At 68.8% G+C, this 17,866-nt stretch carries 16 protein-coding genes and 3 pseudogenes; 15 read left to right on the top strand and 4 right to left on the bottom strand.

All coding sequences use genetic code 11. The features are described 5' to 3' along the window. Positions 1-43: 43 nt before the first annotated feature. On the top strand, positions 44-244 hold the full coding sequence (locus ACZ63F_RS06565) for a DUF6332 family protein (RefSeq protein WP_469709352.1): 201 nt from the start codon (positions 44-46) through the stop codon (positions 242-244). 37 nt (positions 245-281) lie between these two features. Beyond that, positions 282-922 (top strand): annotated as a pseudogene (locus ACZ63F_RS06560) (transposase). Positions 923-1,014: 92 nt separating this feature from the next. On the opposite strand, the gene ACZ63F_RS06555 reads toward ACZ63F_RS06560, so the two are convergent. Both ACZ63F_RS06555 and ACZ63F_RS06550 read right to left on the bottom strand, forming a co-directional pair. Continuing rightward, the gene (locus ACZ63F_RS06555) at positions 1,015-1,482 is read right to left on the bottom strand and encodes a hypothetical protein (RefSeq protein WP_469709252.1); all 468 of its coding nucleotides are present in this window, start codon (positions 1,480-1,482) and stop codon (positions 1,015-1,017) included. Positions 1,483-1,569: 87 nt separating this feature from the next. Continuing rightward, positions 1,570-2,633 (bottom strand): annotated as a pseudogene (locus tag ACZ63F_RS06550) (IS630 family transposase). A 365-nt stretch (positions 2,634-2,998) separates the two neighbouring features. Here ACZ63F_RS06550 and ACZ63F_RS06545 point away from each other — a divergent pair. The 9 genes from ACZ63F_RS06545 to ACZ63F_RS06505 all read left to right on the top strand — a co-directional run bounded on the left by ACZ63F_RS06545 (position 2,999) and on the right by ACZ63F_RS06505 (position 12,789). Beyond that, positions 2,999-3,991: an aldo/keto reductase gene (locus ACZ63F_RS06545; RefSeq protein ID WP_469709251.1), complete on the top strand. Its 993-nt coding sequence runs from the start codon at positions 2,999-3,001 to the stop codon at positions 3,989-3,991. 485 nt (positions 3,992-4,476) lie between these two features. Further along, positions 4,477-5,277 carry an alpha/beta hydrolase gene (locus ACZ63F_RS06540; protein WP_469709249.1) on the top strand — a complete coding sequence of 267 codons (801 nt, stop codon included), beginning with the start codon at positions 4,477-4,479 and terminating at the stop codon, positions 5,275-5,277. A 521-nt stretch (positions 5,278-5,798) separates the two neighbouring features. Further along, positions 5,799-6,347, top strand: a complete 549-nt coding sequence (locus ACZ63F_RS06535) for a hypothetical protein (protein ID WP_469709247.1) — start codon at positions 5,799-5,801, stop codon at positions 6,345-6,347. 17 nt (positions 6,348-6,364) lie between these two features. Further along, positions 6,365-7,063, top strand: a complete 699-nt coding sequence (locus ACZ63F_RS06530) for an HAD family hydrolase (protein WP_469709245.1) — start codon at positions 6,365-6,367, stop codon at positions 7,061-7,063. Positions 7,064-7,651: 588 nt separating this feature from the next. Beyond that, positions 7,652-8,182 carry a YflT domain-containing protein gene (locus ACZ63F_RS06525; protein ID WP_469709243.1) on the top strand — a complete coding sequence of 177 codons (531 nt, stop codon included), beginning with the start codon at positions 7,652-7,654 and terminating at the stop codon, positions 8,180-8,182. A gap of 48 nt (positions 8,183-8,230) precedes the next feature. After that, positions 8,231-8,731: an Hsp20/alpha crystallin family protein gene (locus ACZ63F_RS06520; RefSeq protein WP_469709350.1), complete on the top strand. Its 501-nt coding sequence runs from the start codon at positions 8,231-8,233 to the stop codon at positions 8,729-8,731. 444 nt (positions 8,732-9,175) lie between these two features. Beyond that, positions 9,176-9,568, top strand: a complete 393-nt coding sequence (locus ACZ63F_RS06515; protein WP_469709241.1) for a DUF2267 domain-containing protein — start codon at positions 9,176-9,178, stop codon at positions 9,566-9,568. 808 nt (positions 9,569-10,376) lie between these two features. Next, entirely contained in the window at positions 10,377-11,387 is a 1,011-nt protein-coding gene (locus tag ACZ63F_RS06510) for an aldo/keto reductase (RefSeq protein ID WP_469709239.1), read from the top strand. A gap of 610 nt (positions 11,388-11,997) precedes the next feature. After that, positions 11,998-12,789 carry an MBL fold metallo-hydrolase gene (locus tag ACZ63F_RS06505; RefSeq protein ID WP_469709237.1) on the top strand — a complete coding sequence of 264 codons (792 nt, stop codon included), beginning with the start codon at positions 11,998-12,000 and terminating at the stop codon, positions 12,787-12,789. An 18-nt stretch (positions 12,790-12,807) separates the two neighbouring features. Here the strand turns inward: ACZ63F_RS06505 and ACZ63F_RS06500 are convergent. Both ACZ63F_RS06500 and ACZ63F_RS06495 read right to left on the bottom strand, forming a co-directional pair. Next, positions 12,808-13,363 (bottom strand): annotated as a pseudogene (locus ACZ63F_RS06500) (NF041680 family putative transposase); the annotation flags it as partial. 430 nt (positions 13,364-13,793) lie between these two features. After that, positions 13,794-14,279, bottom strand: a complete 486-nt coding sequence (locus ACZ63F_RS06495; protein ID WP_469709235.1) for a ferredoxin reductase domain-containing protein — start codon at positions 14,277-14,279, stop codon at positions 13,794-13,796. Positions 14,280-14,835: 556 nt separating this feature from the next. Between ACZ63F_RS06495 and ACZ63F_RS06490 the strand changes: the two genes are divergently transcribed. From ACZ63F_RS06490 to ACZ63F_RS06475, 4 genes are read left to right on the top strand one after another with little or no spacing between them, the layout of a single operon-like run. Continuing rightward, complete coding sequence (locus tag ACZ63F_RS06490; protein ID WP_469709233.1) at positions 14,836-15,141, top strand: MSMEG_0570 family nitrogen starvation response protein; 306 nt, start codon at positions 14,836-14,838, stop codon at positions 15,139-15,141. Further along, positions 15,138-16,454, top strand: a complete 1,317-nt coding sequence (locus tag ACZ63F_RS06485; protein ID WP_469709231.1) for an MSMEG_0569 family flavin-dependent oxidoreductase — start codon at positions 15,138-15,140, stop codon at positions 16,452-16,454. The genes ACZ63F_RS06490 and ACZ63F_RS06485 overlap by 4 nt, the downstream gene beginning before the upstream one ends. A 16-nt stretch (positions 16,455-16,470) precedes the next feature. Next, the gene (locus ACZ63F_RS06480) at positions 16,471-17,286 is read left to right on the top strand and encodes an amidohydrolase family protein (protein WP_469709230.1); all 816 of its coding nucleotides are present in this window, start codon (positions 16,471-16,473) and stop codon (positions 17,284-17,286) included. Between the two features lie 39 nt (positions 17,287-17,325). Continuing rightward, positions 17,326-17,856 carry an MSMEG_0572/Sll0783 family nitrogen starvation response protein gene (locus tag ACZ63F_RS06475; protein WP_059193510.1) on the top strand — a complete coding sequence of 177 codons (531 nt, stop codon included), beginning with the start codon at positions 17,326-17,328 and terminating at the stop codon, positions 17,854-17,856. The last annotated feature ends 10 nt before the right edge of the window (positions 17,857-17,866 follow it).

The raw sequence follows: 17,866 nt of genomic DNA, 5'->3' as shown, positions 1-17,866 counted from the left end.
CGCACGACGGCGCAGCTCAAGCGGGTACTGGGAAGGACGTGCCATAACTCGATCCTCTCAAACGATCGAGTCCCTACCGAACCCGGAACGGTTCACTCTGTCTCTCGCACTGGTCTTTGACATCTCCGGTTCGGTGAGGAAGGGCGTGTTGGTGGGGGGTGCACTGCTCGGGGCGACGGCCGGAGTGTGGCGCATGGTACGGGTGTTGCTTCGGTTCGACGAGCAGCGCCGGATGGGCCGTTGACTGCCAGGCTTGTCTTCGAGGTCGGTAGCCTGCCGAAGTGGGGATCATTGAGCGGCTGGTGCCGGATGGGCTGTGGCAGTTGTTCCAGCGGGTGATTCCGGATGCTCCGTCGCGGCCACAGGGTGGTGGCCGGCGCCGCCATGGTGACCGGGAGGCGCTGGCCGCAATCGTGTTCGTGGCGACGTCCGGCTGTACGTGGCAGCAGTTGCCTGCAGCATCGTTCGGGCCGTCCGGTGCGACAGCCCACCGCAGGTCACCGAGTGGACGAAGGCCAGAGTATGGGCCAAGCTGCACCGTCCAGTCCCCGACGAAATCGGTGCCCACGGCGAGCTGGACTGGTCCCGCTGCGCGATCGACTCGGTGAACATGCGAGCCCTCTGATCACCGAGCGGACCGGTCTGCCCCTGTCGGTTGGAATCTCCGGCGCCAACGTTCACCACAGCCAGGCCCTGGTCCCGCTCGTGAAGGGCATACCGCCCATCCGGTCCCGCCGAGGCCCCCGGCGACTCAAGACTCACAAGCTTCACGCTGACAAGGGCTACGACTACCGCCACCTGCGGCAATGGCTGTCTCAGCGCGGCATCCGCCACCGCATCGCCCGACAGGGTGTCGAGACCCGGGCGACACCGCTGGACCATCGCCTGCACCCTTATCTGCTACCGCAGAATCACCAAATGAGATGACCTTTAAAGATCTCTAGAGGGCGCTACTGAACTTGAATGGGTGATGTCGGGCTGGACGGCTGCACGTGGTTCCTGCTGAGACCTGAGTCAGATGTGGGCTCTGATCTGCTTCACCGGGTGCCCGAGTGTGTCGCCGATAGTGGCCAGTTCCTCGTCGCCGAACCAGTCACGTTCGGGGTTCCAGATGGCTATCTCGAAGCGGGCGAAGCCGCACGGCCAGTCGTAGTCCAACACGTCCAGCGACGTGGCAGTGCCGCAGCAGGGCACTTCCACGGCCAAGGTGTCGAAGCCGTCCTCACAGTGGCTTTCCAGCAGGTCGGCGTACCACTCGGAATCGATCGAAGCACCGCAGTGCGGGCAGCCGATCCGTTCCAGGTTGTCGCCGCAGTCGACGGGTGTGAGGGCGTCGTGCCAGGTAACGTCGATCTCGACATCCACGCCATCGGGCAGGCCAGGAGCCAGGTCTGCGGCAAGCGCGGCAGTCCGCTCGGCCGCCGCCCGGTCGGGCTGCCACTGGGGATCGGTCCGAATGATCGACAGGACGTCGTCGCTCACGGGCTCACTCAATTCGTCGGGCACAAGTGTTCGGCGGGGTGCCGCGATCGTAGGGCCACGTCGCAGGCCGGTCGTTCCCTGGGTTCGTTACTCGTGGATGGCAAGGCCAGTGCCGGCGAGGCAGCCGTCGACTATGTCCGGTCGAAACTGGATCTGCCTGAGCCTGCGCTTGACGGCCTTGGTGATCTGGGCCAGGTCGGCCGCGGCGAGGCTGCCGACCTCTCGCTTGACCAGCGACCAGATGCCTTCTTGCAGGTTGAGGTCAGGTGCGTATGCGGGCAGTTGGAAGATGGTGAGCCAGTGCACGTTCGCAGCGGCCCACTCCCTCATCCCGGCGGTCAGGTGCAGCCGCACGTTGTCCCAGACAAGCACGATCGGGCCGCCAAGCCGGAGGCGGACTCGGACAACCCGGTCCCGCAGATCGCGCCAGCCGAAGCCCTTCGGTTCGTCTTTGCGGCCGTGGTACTCGCGGACGGCGTAGATCAGCCGCGATCGTTCCCCGCGCCTGTAGCAGACCATGCCTGCCATCGAGACCCGTCCGGATCCCCGCCCGCGGATCCGCACCACCGGGGTGCGGCCGACCCGGCCCCAGGTCCTGGCACGCGGCGGCATCATCGACTGCCCGGCCTCGTCCTGAAAGACGATCCAGGCCCCGAGCGCCGCCAAGGTGCTCATACCCGCGGCCAGACCTCCTTCTTCCACAGCTCGACGGCTTCGTCATCGCGCTCGATCGCCCGCCGAGCGGGTTGCTGCCATGACCAGCCGTGCCGCTTCAGCAACTGCCAGGTGCCCTCCACGGTGTATGCGACATGGAAGAGGCGACCGATCAGGGTCTTCACCCGCGCCAGCGTCCACCGCTGATCTGCCCAGCCGTGGACCAGCGGTCCCCGCTCCAACTCACGTTCCAGCCTGTGGACCTGGGCCGCGCTGAGCTTGGGCCGTCCCGGCGAGCCTGCGGACAGCAATCCCGCCTCGCCTCGCTCCCGCCAAGCCCGGCGCCATCGCTCGACCGACCGCTCACTGACCCGCAGCGCGGCCGCGATCTCCCGGTTCTTCTCCTCGCGTTAGAAGCGCCCCACGGCCTGCAGCCTGACCCGCTCCCGGGCGGCCCTCCCCGCGGCGGTCAACCCGCCGCCCTGCGCGTACCTCACGCCCAGATGGCTACCAGCGCCGAACAGCACTCGTCAGGCAAACCGCCCCGACATCACCCGTTCAAGTTCAGTAGTACTCCAGTCTGACTTCGCGATCTTGTCGCTGACCCTGCTGGGAACGGGTTCGGCCGCTGGGCCGCAGCACCCGCTGGTGAAGACGGCCGGGAAATACGCCGTGTCCGGGCCCACTGGCGGCCTGCTGCCGGTGGACCGCTTCCCCCCTCACCCGCTCCCGCCGCGCCTGACCCGCCGACGGGGGCCGGCCCTCCGGCTTGACTTCGAGCGCGCTCCAAGTCCTAGCGTCCGAGGCGTTCGTCAGTGCTCAAGGTATCGCCCGGTCCGCCGGGCAGGAGGAGTATCCGCGCATGATCACCCGAACCACGCTCGGCTCGCCCGGTCTCACCGTCAGCGCGATGGGCCTGGGGTGCATGGGGATGAGCGAGAGCTATGGCGCCGCCGACTGGGACGGCGGCCTGGCCACCATCGGCCGGGCCCTGGATCTGGGCATCACGTTCCTGGACACCTCCGACTCCTACGGCACCGGGCACAACGAGGTGCTGGTAGGCCGTGCCGTCCACGGCCGCCGGGACCGGGTGCAGCTGGCCACCAAGTTCGGCATCGACCGCAGCGCCGGCGACCGGGCACGCCGCATCCGCGGTGCCCGGGACTTCGTGCTGCGCTCCTGCGACGCCTCGCTGCTGCGGCTGGGCGTCGAGGTGATCGACCTGTATTACGCCCACCGCCCGCCCCAGGACGTGGAGATCGAGGAGACCGTCGGGGCGATGGCCGAGCTGGTCGAGGCGGGCAAGGTCCGCCATCTGGGCCTGTCCGAAGTGGACGGCGAGCTGCTGCGCCGGGCGCACGCGGTGCACCCGATCACCGCGGTGCAGAGCGAGTACTCGCTGTGGACCCGCGACGTCGAGGCGGTTACCCCGGTGATGGCCGAGCTGGGGGTCGGGCTGGTGCCGTACTCGCCGCTGGGGCGGGGGTTCCTGACCGGCACCCTGGACCGCTCCACGCTGGGCGAGAAGGACTTCCGGCGCACCAACCCCCGCTTCGCCGGCGAGGCGGGCGAGGCCAACGAGAAGATCGCGCAGACCGTGCGCGAGGTGGCCGACCGGCTGGGTGCCACCCCGGCCCAGGTGGCGCTGGCCTGGGTGTACGCCCAGGCCGAGCGGCTCGGGGTGGCGGTGGCGGCCATTCCGGGCACCCGCAACCCGGCCCGGCTGGAGCAGAACGCGGCCGCGCTGGAGCTCACCCTGGACACCGTGGCGCTGGCCGTGCTGGACCCGCTGAGCGACCAGGTGGCGGGCGAGCGCTATACGCCCGCGCACACCGCTGAGGTCGCTCGGGGTTAGGACTCCAGTCTGACTTCACGATCTTGTCGCGGACCAGGCCGGGAACGGGTACGGCCACTGCCTGATCATCGGGGGTTGTGTGGACTCCTGAAGATCGTGCGGTGGCCGCGGGCCATAGCGTAGACCCTGCCCGCTGGTGGGCGATGTTCGACCGGGTCACGGCCCGGATCGCGGGCCGGTTCGGGCGGGTTGAGCCACGGAGGACGGCCCGCGCTTATCTGCTCGGGCAATCACGAGCACGGCGTCACGCTGGAACAGATCGCCGCCGGCTTCGGCATCCACTCGTTTTCCCTGCCAGATGCTGACGTGGCCGGCCGGCGTTACCGTCATATGGTGAAGCAGGGACGCTGTTCATGGCCTCGGCAGGCTTCCACGCCGTTCCATGTGGCCTTCGTTCACCCTCCGACGCGTCCTTGCGACGACTCCGGACAGGGAGGCCCCGGATGGCTTGCTTTCCACACCGCGATGTCGCGATAACTCTGGTGGTGGCAGCGATCGCCGCCACCACCACTGCCGCTGCGGCGCCAGGCGGTGCCACGGACACCGTGCACCAGGCTGCCCGGCAGACGAAACCCACCGTCGTCCTGGTGCACGGAGCGTGGGCGGACGCGTCGAGCTGGAATGGCGAGATCAGTTTGCTGCGCCGCGCCGGCTACACGGTTCGTGCCATCGGGAACCCTCTTCAGGACCTGACGACTGATGCGCAGACGGTTCACGACTTTCTGAAAAGCATCAAGGGCCCGATCGTCCTGGCAGGGCACTCCTACGGAGGCTCGGTTATCACCAACGCCGCCCATGGGGTCAGCAACGTCAAGGCGCTCGTCTATGTCGACGCCGCCGCGCCGGCGGTCGGCGAGACCACGGCGCAGCTCAGCGGCCCGACGTCGGTCCTGACAAAGGGGTCGCCTGCTGACTTGTACGATGCCGTGCCGTACCCGAACGCCCCGTCCAACGCGTCCGCTCTCTATCTCAAGGAGAACGTGTTCGTCACCAAGTTCGCAAGCAGCGTGCCCCATGACCAGGCGGTCAATCTGTGGGCCACGCAGCGTGCCGCCACAACCGTGGCTTTCAACACTCCTTCCAAGTACGCGGCGTGGAAGACGATTCCCTCCTGGTACTTCATCAGCAGCGGTGACCAGATCATCACCCCGGCCTCGGAGCAGAAGATGGCGCACCGGGCGGGATCCAAGGTGACGCTCTACAAGGGCGGTTCACACCTGACGCTCGTCTCGGACCCTGCGGCAGTGACCAAGGTGATCCAGTCGGCAGTCTCGTCCGTGAGCTGAGCGCGCGGGTGCGACCGAGTCAGTCACGGGTGCCGGGTGCAACCCGGCACCCGTGAGCCGCCGACGCAGTTGGCGTGCGTCGTCGTCCCGGAACGTGTGCGGTGCGCCCGGACAGACCTTGTAGATGCAGTCCTCGAAGAGTTTTTGAGGACTTGTCTCCCGCCGTGACGTTGGGGGCGTTTTGGTCGTCCTCTCCTTGGTCGATGACCACACCCGTGAGCCGCCGGCCGGCCGCCCGACATCAGCAGCGTCCTGCTCCAACGCGGACAGGATGAACCGGCCCGGCTTCTCCTCGACCAGCCAGCCCCCTTCCGCCAGCCACTTCAGCCGGGTGGCGCGCGTCGACAGTTCGAGAACACCTCACCCACCTGCTCCGATGCCGTCTCGCGGCAGGCCGGATCCCTGACCCGTGCGCCGTGCATTGCCAGCCTTCCGAGAACCGCCAGCTCATCCAGGGTGTCTCACCCCGCGGGGTCGATTCCGACCGCGCGATTTGGTCACCGTGCACCGATGCCGATCGCATGCCCGGCGCCCAGCATGGCACTCGTCGACCGCCGAGCACTCACGCCGATGCCTGCCCCGGTGAGTTCATCCCGGCCCGCAACCGCGGACGGGTCGACCTGACCATCAACGGCAGCTACTGGGTCGGGGCCGCGGTCAGGAGGCTGCGTCCTGCTGGACACCGCTTGGTTCCCCCGGACGTCGGCTGGCGGTGGCCTGGCCGTTCATTCCATGGGCAGGAGAAGGAAGCCGAGAAGATCGTGGACCGCGTCGAGTCGGAGGTGCCAGCTCGGGAAGGCATCGACCGGCTGCCGACCAGCGGGTACCTCACCGGACGGCAGCGGGCTTCGATGCCGTTCCGGGAAATCGCTCGGGTGGCGGCACAGCGCCATCCGCGCCGGACTCTGCTGAGCTTCGACCTGAGCACGATACTCAGCGGCTTCTTCGGAGTGGTCTCTGACGCGGTGCCGCGCCCGACGTTGCTCTTCGCGATCAGCAAATCATCGATCCGCTGCTGCTGGGGCGATTGCTCCGGTGCCTATACTCCGCCGGCCCGGGCCGGCCGCTGACGGGAGGGATGGGGAAGATGTCCGACAGTACGGCCACCAGGCCCGCGGCGTTCGTCTTCGACCTGGACGGGACACTCGTCGACAGCGTCTACCAGCACGTCATCGCCTGGCAGCAGGCACTGAGGGAGATGGGCATCGGCCTGGCGATCTGGCGGATCCACCGGAGGATCGGGATGAGCGGTGGCCTGCTCGTGCAGGCCATGATGCGCGAAACCGGCGTACGGCTGACGCCTAAGGAGACCGATGAACTGCAGAACGCCCATCACCGTCACTTCGAAGGCTGGATGAACTCCATCCGGCCGCTGCCCGGAGCCGCGGAGCTTCTCCGGACGCTGACGGACTGCGGCGTGCCCTGGACGATCGCCACCAGCGCCCGTCGGGACGACGCTGCACCCCTGTTCGCGAGACTTGCCGTGCCGTCTGAGGTGCCGACGGTCACCCGCGAGGAGGTCGGCCGCGCCAAACCCGACCCCGATCTGTTCCTGGCGGGCGCGGCGCGGCTCGGAATACCCGCCCGCGACTGTGTCGTGGTCGGGGACAGTGTGTGGGATCTGCTGGCCGCGCGGCGGGCGGAGGCACTCGGGGTGGGGCTGCTGTCCGGAGGATACGGGCAGGACGAACTGGAGCGGGCCCAGGCGTTCCGGGTGTACGCCGACCCCCGCGACCTGCTGGGGCACATCGACGAACTCGGCATCCGGGACGCACACAGCGCCTGAGCGCGACATACCCGTTCCCGGGCGGTCCGGCCGGCACCCGGGGCCGGGGGATCCTGTGCCCGACACCCGAATCCTGGACGGTTCCCCGTATCCGCACCGGGGGTACGGCGGGTCCACACTGGCACTCGATCGAGCAGCTGTTCATGGATGCGGGGCAGCTCGTCACCAGGCGTGACCCGGCCGACCTGCCTGCCTTCTGCGCCGCCGTCGTGGAGCAGTCCGCCCGCCCGGGCACATCACCCCATGCCCGGCTGACCCGGCGGCCTGGTCGCAGGCGGTGGGAAACAGGCGGTGCACGGTGGAAGTGGGCCCCCTGGGCCCGCTCTCCACTCCACGGGGGCCGGTCAGCCGTGGCGGTCGCCTCCGTACGGCCGCGGGCCCGTGGCGTCGCGCAGCCGCGTCGAATGTCGCCACGCCCAGGGACAGGATCGCCGCGGTGAGCCCGAATTGTCGTCCCGCCCCCTGTCCTCGCAGACCGACCGCCGGGGCCACTTTTCGACCCGCTGGGAGCAGGCGGGATGACCGGGCGAACGGCCACTCTGGAGCGTGTCGGGATCGCTCGGCGGTCCGTCGGCGTAAGGAGTGGCCATGACCGAGCAGGTCCGCAGGGCCGTCGCCATGTACTCGACGCACCAGGAGGCCGAACGTGCGGTCGATCGCCTCGCCGACCAGAGCTTTCCCGCTCAGAAGGTGGCGATCATCGGTCGGGACATGCGCCTTGCCGAACAGGTGATCGGTCGAATGGGGTACGGCGAGGCCGTCCTCCACGGCGCACCCCCGGGAGCGCTGCCCGGCATACTCGTCGGCTGGATCTTCGGGCTGCTGAACTGGGAGAAGCCGGTCGTCTCCGGTCTGCTCCCCGCCCTGTACGGACTGATCTTCGGAGCGGTCGTCGGCGCGCGGCTCGGCGCGCTCCCGCACACGGCCCAGAGCGGCCGCCGGGACTCCAGAAGCGGGCGGCCCCCGCGGCCGGTGAGGGCACAACGGCCATTGGCCATTCACTTCGCGCACCGACACCTGGGGCACTCGGCGTACCCGGCACCACAGGCACGTCCGCTGTCACGAGCCACTCGGACGTCTCCCCACGCATACGTCACAAAGAGTCCGCAGCTCGCATGACGCATGGCGGACGATGAGATCACGACAAGGAAGAAGGAGGCGATGGCGATGGCTATGCCCGTCCGGCGCCACCGTGGTGGCGGCCTGCAGGAAAGGCCCGTCTGGGCACCCACCCCTGTCAATCCCCTGGTTGAGTTCGACGACCTGCTCAACCAGATGAGCGGCCTGCTGGAGTCGACGGTGGGCGCGGCACCCGCGGTTGCGTGGACACCTCTTGCGGACGTGTCGGAGTCCGAGGACGCGTTCCACATAGAGATGGAACTTCCCGGCGTGAAGAGCAAGGACATCGACGTAGAGGCCAACGGTCCCGAACTCGTGGTCACCGGAGAGATCAAGGAACGGGAGCGCAAGGGTGTCCTGCGCCGCAGCACCCGCCGCGTCGGAGCCTTCGAGTACCGTTTGCGGTTGCCCGGAGAATTGGACACGGACAAGGTCAAGGCTGAGATGCAGGACGGAGTGCTCAGCATCACCGTCCCCAAGGCCGACGTCGCGAAGCCGCGACACGTCGAGATCACCGAGACAAGTGAGAGCACCGAGAGCAGCGGGTGAGACACGGGCGCCGCGGTTCCGGGCACCCATCCGGCACTGCGGCCGTCCCGGCGAGGCTCGACACCCCTCACGGCGGCGCAGACGCGCTGCGTGGATCCCCACGTTCTCGTGTCGGCCCATGTCCGCCAGGTCCCGCGGTCGTATGCCTGTGCGTAACGCTCGGCGTCTGGGCCGCGGGATATAGCCTCCTGTTGGAGAACATGGCCCGGCCACTCACCGCTGAGGATACCGAGGCAACCCGGCACAACGAGCCCGCGCCACAGTATGGACCCCGCGCGCACCCGGCAAGCGGCGCCGGGGGTTTCGGCCGTGCACTGCGTGAAGTCCGTACGGCACTCCTTGCGAACGGCAGCTGCGCGCCACCGGGCGGACCGGGTCGGTCCGACGGCGCACCTGACGACCCCTCGATCAACGGTGACCAGGGCGAGCAGAAGGAAGGCGGCTATGAAATACGATGGATTCCTCGCCCGTGTGCGCGAGCGAGGCGAATACAACGACCAAGACGAAGCCGCGGACGTCACCAACGCCGTGCTGGAAGTCCTGGCCCAACGGATCAGCCCGGGAGAGGTCAAGGACCTCGCATCCCAGCTGCCCGGCCCGCTGCGGCAAGTTCTGGACCACGCCGCGCCACAGCAGGAGCGAGGTTTCGGGATCGAAGAGTTCTACCGCCGAGTCGCCGAACGCACCCATGCGCGGCCGCGTACCGCGCAGTGGGACGCGAGCGCGGTCCTGACCACCGTTGCCGACACTGTCACCGGCGGAGAACTGAATCAGATCATCAGCCAACTCCCCTCCAGTTACGCGGTCCTGTTCGGCAAGGCGGACCTCTCGGATTGAGCCCGTGAGGCGCCCGGAAGGCGAGGTGCACGAACAATGATTGATACATGAGACCTCGCAGGTAAGACATGCTCCGGCTCGGCGCCGCACGGCCCTGCTCGCCGGTGCCGGGTACCGGATGCGTCACCGGCGTCCGCGCTGTTGTCGTACCGCCCACCGGGTGCGTCCGCACACCGGCGTCCCATCGGAGCGTACGTATGGCCGCACGAACGGCATGTGGTCCCCCCAGCTTGGTCGTCACGTCCCCTGTCGCACACCATGCTGGTGGCCGCCACTCACAACGGCACATCCGAGCACCCTCAACTAATCCTGTTCCCGGCCGGTTGCGCCCGCAGGGCCGGCCCGTGCCTCCCGGTTCTCCCTCGCAGGGGGCTTTGACCAGATGTGAAGGCGGCCGGGAACGGTCCATAAGGTGCGCAAGGACCGTCTTCGCCGCAGCCGGTGACACCGACCGGCGGTGGCGGACTGCGCCAACTTCCGGCACTGCCCGTGGGGATGTCACAAAGCAGCTCCTTCGCCCTGTCGAGCAGCGGGGCAGTTGCCCCAGATCTCGCGGCACGATGGTTCCACCGAGGACGTCAAACCCGGCCAGGTCGGCGACGAGCGCTGGCCGCGGACCCCGTTAGAGGACAATCAACGGGCCCACGCCGCCCCTCCCCCGGTCTGTGGCACGACTTCACCCGGGCAGGTCAACACCCGCTATCACACGCCAACTTCACCTCGTCCCTCCCCTGCGGCCAGCACGGCCTCCGAATCCCGACCGAGACGTATTGCGTTAGAGCGCACTCCAATTCCTAGGTTCGCAGGCATGCGATACACCAAACTCGGAGCGACCGGACTGGAAGTCTCCGCCATCACCCTCGGCTGCATGAGTTTCGGCGAGCCGGACCGGGGCGGTGAGCCCTGGTCGCTGGGCGTGGACGCCAGCCGGGACATCATCAAGCAGGCCCTCGAGGGCGGTGTCAACTTCCTCGACACGGCCAATGGGTACAGCGCCGGAAGCAGCGAGGAGATCGTCGGCCAGGCGGTCAGGGACTTCACCCGGCGCGACGAGGTCGTTCTCGCCACCAAGGTCTGGATGCGGATGCGCCCCGGCCCGAACGGCGCCGGGCTGTCCCGCAAGGCCATCTTCGCCGAGCTCGACGCCTCCCTGAAGCGACTGGGGACCGACTACATCGACCTGTACCAGATCCACCGCTGGGACTACGACACCCCGATCGAGGAAACCCTCGAGGCGCTGCACGACGCGGTCAAGTCCGGGAAGGTCCGCTACATCGGAGCCTCTTCCATGTACGCCTGGCAGTTCGCCAAGGCCCTGTACCTGGCTGACCTGAACGGCTGGACCCGGTTCGTGTCGATGCAGGACCACTACAACCTCATCCACCGGGAAGCAGAGCGGGAGATGATCCCGCTCTGCGCCGACCAGGGCATCGGCGTGATCCCGTGGAGCCCGCTGGCGCGGGGCAGGCTGACGCGGGCCGGGGACACCGCCACCGCGCGTGCCGAAACCGACGCGGGCGGCAACATCCTCTACCGTGACGAGGACCAGGCGGTGGCCGAGCGCGTCCACGAGATCGCGGGCGAGCGGGGTCTGTCCCCTGCCCAGGTCGCCCTGGCCTGGGTCATGCGCAACCCGGCGGTGACCTCGCCCATCGTCGGGGTCACCAAGCCGGCCCAGCTGGCCGACGCGATCGCCGCGGTGGACGTCGAACTCGACGAAGACGAGGCCGCCCACCTGGAGGAGCCCTACCAGCCGCACGAGGCCGCCTACCTGGAGGAGTCCTTCTACAAGCGGCAGCCTGTGGCGGGCTCCCGGTAGTCCGGGCTACCGCCGGGCCTTCGACGAGTCCTGGCCCCAGCCTTCGCAGCCCTGTGATCGGCCCGGCGGTGCTTGCGGGCGGTCGCGCACAACGGCATCATCCGCGCGCTGCCCGCCGGCGCGGTGAGCAGGAGGCCCCCCACCACGGCCGGCAGCAGGGCCACGCGCAGCGGAACGTGCCCGAGCGCGGGCGCCCGCGCCGGTGTGGACGGAGGCGGTGCACGGCGAGGCCGGCGGCACCGCCTTGGCCGGGCAGGTGGCAGGACGGGCAGCCGTTCCACCACGAGTGCCCGGCCGGGAGATCGGCCGGGGTGAGCGGGTGTGGGTGCGGCCCGGGTACGGCACATAGGGCAGCGCAGCACGACCTCGAAGCTGAGACTGCCCTCGCCGTCGATGTCTGTACGCAGGGCGAGGGGAGGTACTGCTGGCCGATGGGGATCTCCGCGACGCGGTCGTCCCCGTCGAGGCGGGAGCCGTCCCTCCACCGCCACAGCTGCATGAACTCGGAGCCGGAGAAGCGACGCGGCACGATCAGGTCGCCCATGCCGTCGTCGCCTCCGTAGGATCACGGAAAAGAGCAAAATTTTTCGTGCGGAAACGAGGAGATGGCATGTCCCAGCACAACGCCCAGCAGTTCCCCGTCCGCACCTTCGGCGGCCCGACTGCCCTGTTCGAGTACGGCGGCCTGCGCTTTCTGACCGACCCGACCTTCGACGGCCCCCGCGACTACGCCACCCCCGGCGCCCCGACCCTGACCAAGACCGCCGGCTCCGCCATCACGCCCGACGAGGTCGGCCCCGTCGACGTGGTCCTGCTCTCGCACGACGAGCACGCCGACAACCTCGACACCTCCGGCCGCGCCCTGCTCGCCGACGTCCCCCTCACCCTCACCACCCCCGGCGGCGGCGAGCGCCTCGGGGCGAAGGCCACGGGCCTGGCCGACTGGGAGTCGGTCGACCTGAAGCGCCCGGGCGGCGGCAGCATCACCGTCACCGGCGTGCCAGCCATCCACGGCCCCGGCCGACGTGAGGAGGTCGAACCGCTCGCCGGCCAGGTCGTCGGCTTCGTCCTGACGGGTGAGGGACTGCCGTCGGTCTACGTCAGCGGCGACAACGCCTCGCTCGACGCGGTCAGGGAGATCGCCGAGCGCTTCGCCCCGGTGGACACCGCCATCCTGTTCGCCGGCGCGCCCCGCTTCCCCGTGCTCTTCGACGGCCGGCCGGTCGTCCTGGACAGCGCCCAGGCCGCCGAGGCCGCCCAGATCCTCGGTGCCCGCCGCGTCGTCCCCGTCCACCACGACAGCTGGGCGCACTACACCGAGGGCCGCCAGGAGCTGGAGGCCGCCTTCGCCACCGCCGGCTTGACCGACCGCCTCGACCAGGACTGGCTCACGAACGCCTGAAAACTTGTTCTTTGTCCACCAGGATCTGCCAGGCCGGCCGAGGGCCTTGAGGGTCTCGGGGCGTTTGGCCGCTTTTCCGACGTCGTGGCGGAGTGCCCGGTGTCTGTTCTTGGCGCCGAGTGGCCGTCCGGCCCCGGCACCCCGGAGTTTGGGAACTCGGGCCGGGCAGGCGAGGTGAGCGCGGATGTTCCTGAACCCCCGCCGGACTCGGGCCGGGGCGAGCCGGTCGTGTCCGGCGGGTCGAGGGGCCGGCGAGCCGGAGCCGGGTGTGGGCGACGACCAGGATCCAGGTCCAGCGGTCCGTGGCTTCGGAGATACGGGGTTTCGGTGTGGTCCAGCCGAGGGTCTGTTTCGCGCATCGGAAGATGTGCTGCAGATCAAAACGGCGGAGAAATGCCTGACAGAAACGGTCCACACCGTGCGGGGCGGCGCCGGTCTTCGAGGACCATGACCGCACCCGCGGAGCGTCTCGTTCCTTCGATAGGTGCTCCACCCTTGGTCACATCAACGTGCCCTCAAACAGGGGTAGTTCACCGTCGTGGTCAAGCCAGGACGAGCGGTGACCCAGGCCAGGCGGCAGTTGGGCGACGGTGACCGCCGCCCACCCCCCCGGCCTCATCGAGGACATCGGACAAGGCCACTACTCCCTGTGACCAACTCACAGACAGCAGGCGCAAGAAGCCGTCTTCCGCAGCGATCCACTTGGGCGCCAGTTCGAGTGCGGTGACTCGGTCGCGTGATCTCCCGCTCCGACGTGGATGACGTGCAGGGCCTCCTGTCCAGCTTGGGACTGTCGAAGTCCGAACGAGTCGGCCGGGAGGCCATTTTGCCGCAGCTGTACGGCTACCTCCACCTGCCCTGCGATGTGCGCAGGGGCCGCCGTCGACCGCGATGCCGTGAGCGACAAGGACATGAAACGCCACGGTCGTCACCTCCGAGGCCGCCCTCGCGTCGGACACATCATCAGTGACGTTCGGCCCGGGTGTCCTGCGGCCTCTGCCGCGTCACGTGCAAGTGCAGGCGGCATCGATGCAACCGGCAGACGGCCTGCTGTGTTTCTCCCTGTGCGGGAGGCCGCCGAGATCGCGGACGACGTGCACGAAGTCAACAGGGCGTTCGCTGCGCGCGCCTGCGAGGGCGTGGGCCATGGCGAGTTCCGCAGTGATGCCGGTGCCAACCGTCAGGACCAGGAGCGGTCGGCCCTCCTCCGTGTCGATGACCGCATCCCCGAACGGGCCGGCGACAAGCACCTGTTCGTTCTCGCGCAGGGCAGCCGACCACGGTGACACAACACCGCCCTCGCGGTACTCCGCGGTGATGCCTCCGGGTCGATCACCTGCGCGGCCGATCGTGTAATTGCGCCGTCCCGGGGCGTCCACGTCCGTTCGGTGTACACGGAGATTCCGGCCCGGGCGTGCCGCCGCGCGAGCGGGACGCGGGTCCTTGAACTCGATGCTCGTGGTGGCGGCGGACCGGGTCACCGAGGTCACCGTTGTCCTCCTTGACGCCGACGCCATCTCCTCCTGGTCAGCCCCCGCCGCGACCCACGCCTGCTGCCGCTGCGGACTCCGACCACCCTTGACGACTACCTGGCCCATCCCCCACCTTCTGATCTCCTGCGACGGCAGGCGCGGCATCGTCGACGACCTACCGGAGGCACCTGGGCTCGACGCCGGGTGATCGCCTCCACCACCCACTTCGCGGGAGCCGCCCTCCGACTCGCGACGCTGCCCGCCCATGCGGCCACCGCATACGCCGACGCCCCGGGCCTGGCACGTCCGCCTCGTCGCTGCCCATGCCGATCAGGCGTCCGTGAAGAGCATCCTGGTAAAAGCAGGAAATCAAGGTCACCGGGTTCCGGAGGCTTCGGGACAGGCATTTATTGCCTGTGGGGCAAATCCGCTTCAGTCGCCGGCCGTTCGCCGTGAGAACTCCGTAACCCCCCCTTATTCCGGATGACCTGGTTCGGTAATCGCGGCTGGCTGAAGTGATGGTCACACGCAGAGGCGAGGGGCCGAGAACCCTGCGCCCGGCATGGAGGATGTCATGCCCGAGATGTATTTCGATGTGCGCTGGCCCGATGATACGACTCAGCGCTGCTATTCTCCCTCGACGGTTGTCGAAGAGTATTTCACGGCCGGCGGCACATACGAACTGGCCGACTTCCTGGAGCGCAGTCGAACGGCGCTCGGAATCGCCGGGGAGCGGGTCCGTGAGAAGTTCGGTTTCTCCTGCACCGGCGCCTCCGGCCAACTGGAGCAGATCGAGGAGACGGTGCGCCACCGCGCCTTCCCCGCCGGCAGCAAGGTCACGGTCGAGGCTCTTCTCGACGCCGACGGGATCCCGAGGTGAGCGCGGCGCCCCGCCTCGCCGGGGCCCACTACACGGTCGCCGTGATCGGCGGCGGCCAGGCGGGACTGTCGATCAGCCACGGCCTGCGCGAGCGCGGTGTCGACCATGTGGTCGTCGAGGCGAACCGGGTGGGACACGAGTGGCGGGAACGCCGCTGGGACTCCTTCTGCCTGGTCACCCCGAACTGGCAGTGCAAGCTGCCCGGTCACCCCTACGCCGGCGGCGACCCGGACGGCTTCATGGTCCGCGACGACATCGTGCGCTACCTGGAGGACTACGTCGCATCCTTCCAGCCGCCGCTGGTGGAGGGCGTGTCCGTGACCCGCCTTCGCCGGTCGCTGGACGGCGTCTTCGACGTCACCACCACGGCCGGGGGGTTCACCGCCGACCAGGTGGTCGTCGCGACGGGCCCGTACCACACGCCGAAGATCCCGCGGATGGCCGAGCGGCTGCCGGCCGGCGTCCAGCAGTTCCACTCCTCGGGCTACCGCAACGCGGACCAACTCCCCGAAGGCGCCGTCCTCGTGGTGGGCACCGGTCAGTCCGGCTGCCAGATAGCCGAGGACCTCCACCTCGCCGGCCGGCAGGTGCACCTCGCCGTCGGCAGCGCACCCCGGGTCGCCCGGTTCTACCGGGGCCGTGACTGTGTGGCGTGGCTGGACGACATGGGCCACTACGACAAGCCCATCGACGTGTTCGACGACGCCGACGCGGTGCGCATGCGGGTCAACCACTACGTCACCGGACGCGACGGCGGCCGCGACATCGATCTGCGGGCCTTTGCCCGCGACGGCATGCGGCTGTACGGCAGGCTCACCGGGATCAGCGGTGCGCGCATGGAGTTCGCCGACGACCTGAAGGTGAACCTCGACCACGCCGACGCGGTCGCCGAGGGCATCAAGGACGCCATCGACGGGCACATCGCCGCGCAGGGCGTCGACGCCCCCACCGAGGCGCGCTACGTGCCGGTGTGGGAACCGTCCGAGCAGCCCCGCGCCCTGGACATGACCGAGGCCGGCATCACCTGCGTCGTCTGGTCGACCGGTTTCACCCGCGACCACCGCTGGATCGAGATCCCTGCCTTCGACGGACGCGGCTACCCCATGCACTGGCGGGGCATCAGCAACGTCCCCGGCCTGTACTTCCTGGGGCTGCCCTGGCAGCACTCCTGGGGTTCGGGACGATTCGAGGCGGTGGGCCGGGACGCCGAGTTCCTCGCCGACCACATCGACGCGGGGCGCCGTACGGGCGACGTGTGCGGAGTCCTCACCGGAGCTCCCGCCGGCGTCGCCCCTGCCCTCCCGATCGGCTGAAGGGCCGTACACATCCATGGTTTTCGACGCACACCGCCACATCGGTGTCCTGCCCGCGTATCCCTTCTACGGCGGTCCGCCCGTCAACCCCGACACCACGGCCCGGGCCACGGTCAAACAGCTGATCGCCGACCTGGACGCGGAGGGCACAGAACGCGCCCTGGTCATCCCCAACTACGGCGTCCCTGACCCGGCGATCGCCTTCTCCTTCAACGAGTTGGCCATCGAGGCCGCGCAGAGCGACGACCGGATCCGCGCCGGTCTGTGGGTCTCGCCACGTCCGGAGGACGCTCAACGCACGGATCAGGCGCTGGCGTTGGCCGGTGAGCCGGGTGTGAAGGCGCTCAAGCTGAGCTTCCTGCTCGGCGGCCGCCCCACGGACCCGGCCTGCCGTCCCCAGCTCGACCGGATCTTCGCCGAGGCCGCCCGGCGCGGCCTTGTCGTCCATGTGCACACCTCTCCCGGCGCCGCCTCCGACATCGACGAGGTCGGACACCTCGTCGACTGGTACGCCGATCAAGTCCCCGTCCATCTCGTGCACTTCGGCGGCGGGATGAGCGGCCACATCAAGCTCGCCGGCTCCCGGTTCTTCGACTGGATCGACGCCGGCAAGCGCGTCTTCACCGATCTCTCCTGGGCCATCGGCTTCACTCCTCGCTGGCTGGCCCAGGAGATCGAGCGCCGCGGCATCGGCCACGACCGGGTGCTCTTCGCCAGCGACCAGCCGTGGGGCGATTTCACGGGCGAGTACGCCCGTCTCGCCGCGGCGACCGGCGGGGGCGCCCTGGGGGACCTGGTCTTCCGGGACACCTTCGCCACGCTCTACGACTGACCGCCCCCACTCCCCTCCCGTACGCACAAGGAGACAGTCATGTCCGAATCCGTCGTCACCGCCGAGCTGTCCGACGTCGAGCAGAAGTCCCTCGACGAGATCCCGCACCCCTCGCTCCCCGAAGGCACGAGCATCTACGGCTCCACCAAGGTCTTCCCCGACTACCAGGCCGAGAACGGCGAGACGTACTTCACCCTCGTCCACGGCATCGCCCACGAGTCGTCCGTGTCCTTCGTCGCCGTCCTGCAGGCCACCCGCGCCCTGCGCAAGGGCTTCGAGACCGCGATCTACTTCTACGGCCCCGGCTCCCTCAACTGCCTCGCCACCCGCGGCTTCCCGACCACCGGCAACTCCGCCTTCCCCGGCGAGCACAACATCAACAACCAGCTCAAGACGTTCATCGCCGAGGGCGGCAAGGTCTACTGCTGCCGCTTCGGCCTCTCCCTGCACGGCGCCCGCGAGGAGGACCTCATCGAGGGCGTCATCCCCACCCACCCCCTGGACGTCCAGGACGCGCTGATCCACTACGCGCGCAAGGGCGCCATCATCAACTCCACCTACCAGCTGTAGGGAGTACGAC

This window comes from Streptomyces sp. NPDC104761 (assembly GCF_055583445.1).
The sequence above is the reverse complement of the archived record's forward strand: the minus strand, read 5'-3'. Positions and strand labels throughout refer to the sequence as shown.

Coding starts and splice junctions, on each gene's coding strand:
- ACZ63F_RS06490 (WP_469709233.1), top strand. CDS start 14,836: ATGCCCGAGATGTATTTCGATGTGCGCTGGCCCGATGATACGACTCAG.
- ACZ63F_RS06525 (WP_469709243.1), top strand. CDS start 7,652: ATGACCGAGCAGGTCCGCAGGGCCGTCGCCATGTACTCGACGCACCAG.
- ACZ63F_RS06510 (WP_469709239.1), top strand. CDS start 10,377: ATGCGATACACCAAACTCGGAGCGACCGGACTGGAAGTCTCCGCCATC.
- ACZ63F_RS06545 (WP_469709251.1), top strand. CDS start 2,999: ATGATCACCCGAACCACGCTCGGCTCGCCCGGTCTCACCGTCAGCGCG.
- ACZ63F_RS06530 (WP_469709245.1), top strand. CDS start 6,365: ATGTCCGACAGTACGGCCACCAGGCCCGCGGCGTTCGTCTTCGACCTG.
- ACZ63F_RS06515 (WP_469709241.1), top strand. CDS start 9,176: ATGAAATACGATGGATTCCTCGCCCGTGTGCGCGAGCGAGGCGAATAC.
- ACZ63F_RS06480 (WP_469709230.1), top strand. CDS start 16,471: ATGGTTTTCGACGCACACCGCCACATCGGTGTCCTGCCCGCGTATCCC.
- ACZ63F_RS06505 (WP_469709237.1), top strand. CDS start 11,998: ATGTCCCAGCACAACGCCCAGCAGTTCCCCGTCCGCACCTTCGGCGGC.
- ACZ63F_RS06475 (WP_059193510.1), top strand. CDS start 17,326: ATGTCCGAATCCGTCGTCACCGCCGAGCTGTCCGACGTCGAGCAGAAG.
- ACZ63F_RS06520 (WP_469709350.1), top strand. CDS start 8,231: ATGGCTATGCCCGTCCGGCGCCACCGTGGTGGCGGCCTGCAGGAAAGG.
- ACZ63F_RS06535 (WP_469709247.1), top strand. CDS start 5,799: ATGCCCGGCGCCCAGCATGGCACTCGTCGACCGCCGAGCACTCACGCC.